Here is a 5,837-nt window from a genome sequence, read left to right as displayed (position 1 = left end):
GAACCCTGTCACGAAGGGCTCAATGCGCTCGGGCTTGTTCTGGGCGTCAAACACCAGACGGGCAATCTCGTAGCCGCTGGGCTCGCTGCGGTTCCACGAGCCCCGGTAGGCGATAAAGGCGTCGTTGCGCATGTCGGCCGGGAACAGGGTGCCCGTGTAGTAGTTCATGGCGATGGCGGCGGCATGGGCGGTGTACGTGACCAGCGAGCCCTGGGTGCCCGCGCAGTACTGGGCTTTGCTGACCAGGCCAGGGATGCCGCTGGCGTTCACATAAGGGTCGGGCTGCTTGTCGCCGTAACAGAAGGGCCACCCGTAATTCTTGCCCCGCTGAATGGCATTAATCTCTTCGGGCGGGATGTTGTCGCCGTGCCAGTCACTCCCCTGGTCGGCGCCGTACAGCACCTTGCTGACCGGGTGCCAGCCAAAGCCGATGGTGTGGCGCAGGCCGCGCGCGTAAATCTCGCGGGTCTTGCCGTCGGGCGCAATGCGCAGCATCGTCGCTTCTTCCGGGTTCTGGGTCAGCGAGTCGTTGTTGGTCGAGCCGAAGGTGGCGTACAGGTAGCCGTCCGGTCCCCACTTGATGGTGCGGGCGGGGTGCTGCCCGGCGTCCGGGAAGCCGTCCGCGAAGACGCGCGGGACGCTCAGGCTGCCGTCTTTGGCCATGTCCATCACCCAGATGGTCTTTTCGCCCACGACATACAGCTTGTTGTTCTTGACGTCCAGGCCGTGGGCGGCCTTGATGTTCTGGGCGACCATCTTGCGCTCGACGGCTTCAATCTTGCCGTCCTTGTTCACGTCTTTCATGTACCACACGTCGCCCTGCTGACGCCGGGTGAGGTAGATGCCGCCGTCGGGCATGACGTGCAGCATGCGGGCGTTGCCCAGCCCGGTGGCCACCACCTTGATGGTAAAGCCCGCCGGCACCTTCAGCCGCGCCAGCTTGTCGGCCGTGAACTCCAGGGCCACGGGCTCCAGACGGGTGGCCGTCACCGTGGCGGGCGGCTCGGGTGGGGTGATGGGACGGGGGGACGGAGGGGCGGTTTGGGCCAGGGCGCTGACGGTCAGCAGCGCACTCAGGGCGGCCAGGGCAGATTTCATCATGGGAACTCCTGGGGAGGTGGTCTAGAGAGAGGGGCTCAGCGTGCGAAGTGGCCCCCAGGGAGGCAGCTCCCTGCAGGGCCAGTCGGCGGGGGTTAGCGCAGGCCCGCGAGCCAGGCGCGCATGGCGGCGTTGACGGCCATGGCCTTCTCGAAAGTGGCGGCGTGGCCGGCGCCAGGCACCATGACCAGGCGGCTGTCAGCAATCTGGTTTTTCATCTTCATTTGCAGTTCGGCGGGGGTCACGTTGTCTTCCACGCCCGCCAGAATCAGCGTGGGCACGCGGATGGTCCCCAGCACCGGATTGGCGTCGGGGCGGTTGGCCAGCGCCATCGCCGCGCCCACAGCGCCGTCCAGGCTGGCCTGCTTGATCAGGCTGCCCAGGTGCGCCACCTGATTGGGCATCTTCATGCGGCTCTCGGCGGTCAGCATTCGGGGCATCAGGAGGTCAACCAGGCTGGCCACACCCTTCTGCTGGGCCTGCTGGCCGGTGCCCATCCACATGGCCTTTTCAGCCACGCCTGCGGGGTCGGCGGTCGTGTCAATCAGCACCAGGCCCTTAAAGCGGTCAGGGTCGGTCTTGTACATCTGGAGCAGGGTCATGCCGCCCATGCTCATGCCGCCCACCACGATGTTGTTCAGCTTCATAGCGTCCATGAACCCCAGCATGGTCTTGGCGTAGTTCTCGATGCTGGCGTCGCGGCCAGGGGCCTTGCTCTGGCCGAAGCCGGGCAGGTCCACGGTAATCACGCGGTAGCCGGGCAGCATCCGGTTGTTCTTAAACAGTTCGCCGTTCAGGGGGTAGCCGTGGATCAGCAGCAGAGGCTGGCCGCTGCCAGCCGCCTTGTAAAACACGGTCGCGCCGTTCACGTTCACGGTGCCCCGGTCGGGAATGGTCTGGCCTTCGGCAGCTCCGGCAAGGGCGGCGGTCCACAGCATGGCAGTCAGGGTAAGAAAAGGAGTACGCATAGAACCTCGGTGGCCGGCTTCGCACGAATTTCCAGCATAACGTTGCGCAGCGGCACGTCTTCGGGCAGGGGCCAGAAGATGAAGACCTGCACAGAGTTAGAGCCAGGAGGGCGAAGTGCCTGAATTGAACGAAGTCAAGCTAAGCGCCGCCTGCATGGAGCAAATGAAGCTCAGGCACCTTCTGAGCCCTACCTCAGGGTGCCTTCAAGAAAGGCTGAGGAGAACCTTTAGAGAAGCGTCAGGTCAGTTCAACGAAGAGGTTCTGAGAGCTGGGGGGTACGGCCCCGACCACCACCGCGCGGCGGTGGAGCTCCCGCACGGCCCGCTCGCCTTCCTCGCCCACATCCAGACTGAAGTCATTGACATACAGGTCAATGTGGGCCTGCATCACCTCGTCAGACAGTTCGGCGGCGTGCTGACGCACGTAGTCGCGGGAGGCCTGCGGGTGGGCGTAGGCGTAGTCCAGGCTGGCCCGTACCGCCGCGTTCAGCCCGGCCTGCACCCTGGCCGGGAGGTCACGCCGTACCAGAATGGCGCCCAGAGGCAGGGGAAGGCCGGTTTCACCTTCCCACCACGCCCCCAGGTCCAGCAGCCGGGTCAGGCCGTGCTCAGCGTAGGTGAAGCGCGACTCGTGGATAATCAGGCCCGCATCCAGGCGCTGCCCGCCGGTCTCGCCGCGCGCCACAGCGGGCATGACCTCGTCGTACCGCATGCGGACCACCTGCACCTCTGGATAGACTAGGCGCAGCAGCAGTTCGGCGGTGGTCAGCGCCCCCGGCGAAGCCACCACGCGCCCGTTCAGGTCCTCCACGTCGCCGCGCGTGACCACCAGCGGCCCCACGCCCCGCCCCAGGGCGCCGCCGGCCCGTAGCGCCACGTAGGTGTCCATGACTTCAAAGTAGGCGCGGTAGCTGATTTTGGTGATGGGCAGCCGGCCCTCCACCGCCCAGTCGTTCAGGGTTTGCACGTCTTCAAGCACCTCGCGCACCGGCAGCGGTGATGGCGTCAGGCCGGCGTGCAGCGCGTGAAAAATAAATGTGTCGTTGGGGCACAGGGAGTACCCCAGGTCGAGGGTGGGGGTATCGGTCATGCCGCCCAGGGTACGCCGCTCCTGCCTGGGGCAGGGATGGTCAAGTTCCGCTTCAGGCGGAGGTCAGTCAGGGGGCCTACGCTGGGGCCCATGTTCAAACTGCCGGCCGCCGCCCTGCTGGGCCTCCTGATGACCGCTGCTCCGCTGGCCCAGGCGGGCGGAGCGGGTGGGCCAGTGCCGGCCTCGGGGGTTTGCCGCCCTGGCTACGTGCGGCCAGACTTTGCCGCCCTGAACCGCCAGCTGCGTCAGGCCCGTACCCTCTGGCAGGCTCAGGGCCTGACGACCTACCGCTACGACGTGCGGCAGGTCGCGGCGCCCGTGCTGTTTCCCACCACCCGCGTGACGGTGCGGGGAGGCCAGGTGACAGGGACGGCGCTGGCGCCCGGTGAGTCGGGCGAGCCCAGCCCGCTGGCCCGCCTGACCCTGGAAGGCCGCTTTGACACTGTGGCCCAGATCCTGCGCGAACAGGCCAGGGCACGCTGCCCCGAGGTGCGCGTGAGTTACGACCCGGCGCTGGGCTTTCCGGTGTCGCTCTACAGTGGCCTGGGCGACGGCGGGATTGCCGACGGGTTTGGCGAATGGACGGTCACGAATTTCACGCCGCTGCGGTAAAGGGGAAGTGGGCAGGCGTGAGTGGGGAGTGGTAAACCTCCTTCCGCTCAATTGAACTCGGGGGTGGGGGCTGTGTGCCCCTGGCTTCCGATGAGGACAGCGCCTCACCTGTCCAGCGGCCTGGCGGGCTCGGCGTTGTGGGAGACCACACTCTACTCACCCCTGCCCGCTCCCCAACAATGCTTTAAAAAATAAACTGTGTCTGGCTAACAGCGTGAGGCTCTGGCCGGTGGTACGCTTCCTCTATGACGGGGAACACCCACACCTATGACGTGGTGATTGTCGGCGGCGGCCCAGCCGGCCTGACCGCTGCGATTTACACCGGCCGCGCCAGCCTCAAGACCCTGATTCTGGAAAAGGGGTTGCCCGGCGGCCAGATTGCTCAGACCGAGGAAGTCGAGAACTACCCCGGCTTTCCCGAGCCGATCAGCGGCATGGAACTGGCCAGCCGCATGCAGCAGCAGGCCGAGAAGTTCGGCGGCGTTATTGAGATGGACGAGGTGCAGTCTATCGTCCGCACGGACGACGACCAGTCGCACGAGTATCCCTTCACCGTGACCGGCTACAGCGGCACCTACCGCGCCAAGGCCGTGATTCTGGCGACCGGCGCCAACCCCAAGCGCCTGAACGTGCCCGGTGAGGAGCACTTCTGGGGCAAAGGCGTCAGCACCTGCGCCACCTGCGACGGCTTTTTCTACCGGGGCAAGAAGGTGGTCGTGGTGGGCGGCGGCGACGCGGCCGTTGAAGAAGGGCTGTTCCTGACCAAATTTGCCGAGGAAGTGACCCTGATTCACCGCCGCGACAGCCTGCGCGCCAACAAGGTGGCCCAGGCCCGCGCCTTTGCCAACCCCAAGATGAAGTTCATCTGGGACACGGCCGTCGAGGAGATTGAAGGCGCCGACAGCGTGACCGGTGTGCGTCTGAAGAACCTCAAAACGGGCGAGGAAAGCGAGATGCCCACCGACGGCGTGTTTATCTTTATCGGGCACGTGCCGAACACCGAGTTCGTGCAGGACACGGTTAAACTGCGCCCCGACGGCTATGTGGACGTGACTGACGAGATCTACACCAGCGTCCCCATGCTGTTTGCCGCCGGGGACGTGAGTGACTACATCTACCGCCAGCTGGGCACCAGCGTGGGCGCCGGCACCCGCGCCGCCATGAGCGCCGAGCGCGCCCTGGCCGCCCTGGAAGTCGAGGCCGAAACCGCCGCAGATTAAGACCGTCCCAGGAGGCCGCCCGCGCACTGCACGCGGGCGGCCTTGCGTATGCTCTGGGTATGGCCCGCCGTACCCTCAGCGCCCGCATTCGCCGCAAGGTCAGCGGCTACGCGGCCAAGTTCAGCCGGCTGTGGCGCTCCATGAGTCCCGAAGATGCCCAGCCCGATGACGACTGGGCCGCCGCCCTGTTGACCCCCGCCGAGGCGCGGGTGTACCGGGGCATGGACCCACGTGACCGTGAACACGCCTGCCGCGTGGCCCGCCACCTGCGCCGCGACCACCCCGATGCGGGGCCCGAACTGCTGGCCGCCGCGCTGCTGCACGACTGCGGCAAGAGCCTGCGGCCCTACTGGCTGTGGGAACGGGTGCTGGTGGGCCTGGTGCCTAACCGCCTGGCCCGCGTGCTGCCGCCTGTGGGGGCGCTGGGCATCCGCGCCCACCACCCGGAGCTAGGTGCTCGGCTGCTGGCCCACGCCGGCGCCCGCCCGCGCGTGGCCCGCCTGGTGGCCCGCCACCACCACCCCGGCGGCGACCCCGAGGCTACCCTGCTGCATGTCTACGACGACCAGGAGTAAAGGGACGCGGCCGCGACACAGAGGGGCTTTGGTACGGAGTCAGCTCGAAGCATTGACCAAAACGGTTCAAGTCAACTGATATGGACTCCGATTGAATCGGCAGGATGCTTGGTGAAATCTGAGCGGAAAGAGAAGGAACAGATGCGGATTTCGCGATATGGAAGCACAGACGGTGCCCTTCTTTGCTGTGCTGCAATGAAGCGGAATCCGTATGAAGCAAGCGCGGCGACGTAGCAGGGCGGGTGCTGGAGTCAGAGTGCGCTACTTGCTTCTG

6 protein-coding genes are annotated in these 5,837 nt (G+C 66.2%); 3 read left to right on the top strand and 3 right to left on the bottom strand.

The genetic code is table 11. From position 1 onward, the window contains the following. The 3 genes from K7W42_RS22495 to K7W42_RS22485 form a co-directional block, all read right to left on the bottom strand. The coding region (locus K7W42_RS22495; protein ID WP_224577634.1) for a PQQ-dependent sugar dehydrogenase at positions 1 to 1,101 on the bottom strand (1,101 nt) is incomplete at its 3' end. A gap of 92 nt (positions 1,102 to 1,193) precedes the next feature. Beyond that, entirely contained in the window at positions 1,194 to 2,036 is an 843-nt protein-coding gene (locus tag K7W42_RS22490) for an alpha/beta fold hydrolase (protein ID WP_224577632.1), read from the bottom strand. 268 nt (positions 2,037 to 2,304) lie between these two features. Beyond that, the gene (locus K7W42_RS22485) at positions 2,305 to 3,156 is read right to left on the bottom strand and encodes a 1,4-dihydroxy-6-naphtoate synthase (protein WP_224577630.1); all 852 of its coding nucleotides are present in this window, start codon (positions 3,154 to 3,156) and stop codon (positions 2,305 to 2,307) included. Positions 3,157 to 3,246: 90 nt separating this feature from the next. Here K7W42_RS22485 and K7W42_RS22480 point away from each other — a divergent pair, with 90 nt between their 5' ends. The 3 genes from K7W42_RS22480 (at position 3,247) to K7W42_RS22470 (ending at position 5,563) form a co-directional block, all read left to right on the top strand. Continuing rightward, positions 3,247 to 3,768, top strand: coding sequence for a DUF6174 domain-containing protein (locus K7W42_RS22480; RefSeq protein ID WP_224577628.1), 522 nt, complete (start codon positions 3,247 to 3,249; stop codon positions 3,766 to 3,768). A gap of 245 nt (positions 3,769 to 4,013) precedes the next feature. Then, the gene (gene trxB, locus K7W42_RS22475) at positions 4,014 to 4,988 is read left to right on the top strand and encodes a thioredoxin-disulfide reductase (protein WP_224577626.1); all 975 of its coding nucleotides are present in this window, start codon (positions 4,014 to 4,016) and stop codon (positions 4,986 to 4,988) included. A 59-nt stretch (positions 4,989 to 5,047) separates the two neighbouring features. After that, positions 5,048 to 5,563, top strand: coding sequence for an HD domain-containing protein (locus K7W42_RS22470; RefSeq protein ID WP_224577624.1), 516 nt, complete (start codon positions 5,048 to 5,050; stop codon positions 5,561 to 5,563). Positions 5,564 to 5,837: the final 274 nt, after the last annotated feature.

Origin of the sequence: Deinococcus betulae, assembly GCF_020166395.1 — a bacterium.
GTDB lineage: Bacteria > Deinococcota > Deinococci > Deinococcales > Deinococcaceae > Deinococcus > Deinococcus betulae.
Note: the sequence above shows the minus strand (reverse complement) of the source record. Positions and strands in the feature narration are given on the sequence as shown.

Coding starts and splice junctions, on each gene's coding strand:
- K7W42_RS22480 (WP_224577628.1), top strand. CDS start 3,247: ATGTTCAAACTGCCGGCCGCCGCCCTGCTGGGCCTCCTGATGACCGCT.
- K7W42_RS22490 (WP_224577632.1), bottom strand. CDS start 2,036: ATGCTGTGGACCGCCGCCCTTGCCGGAGCTGCCGAAGGCCAGACCATT.
- K7W42_RS22470 (WP_224577624.1), top strand. CDS start 5,048: ATGGCCCGCCGTACCCTCAGCGCCCGCATTCGCCGCAAGGTCAGCGGC.
- trxB (WP_224577626.1), top strand. CDS start 4,014: ATGACGGGGAACACCCACACCTATGACGTGGTGATTGTCGGCGGCGGC.
- K7W42_RS22485 (WP_224577630.1), bottom strand. CDS start 3,156: ATGACCGATACCCCCACCCTCGACCTGGGGTACTCCCTGTGCCCCAAC.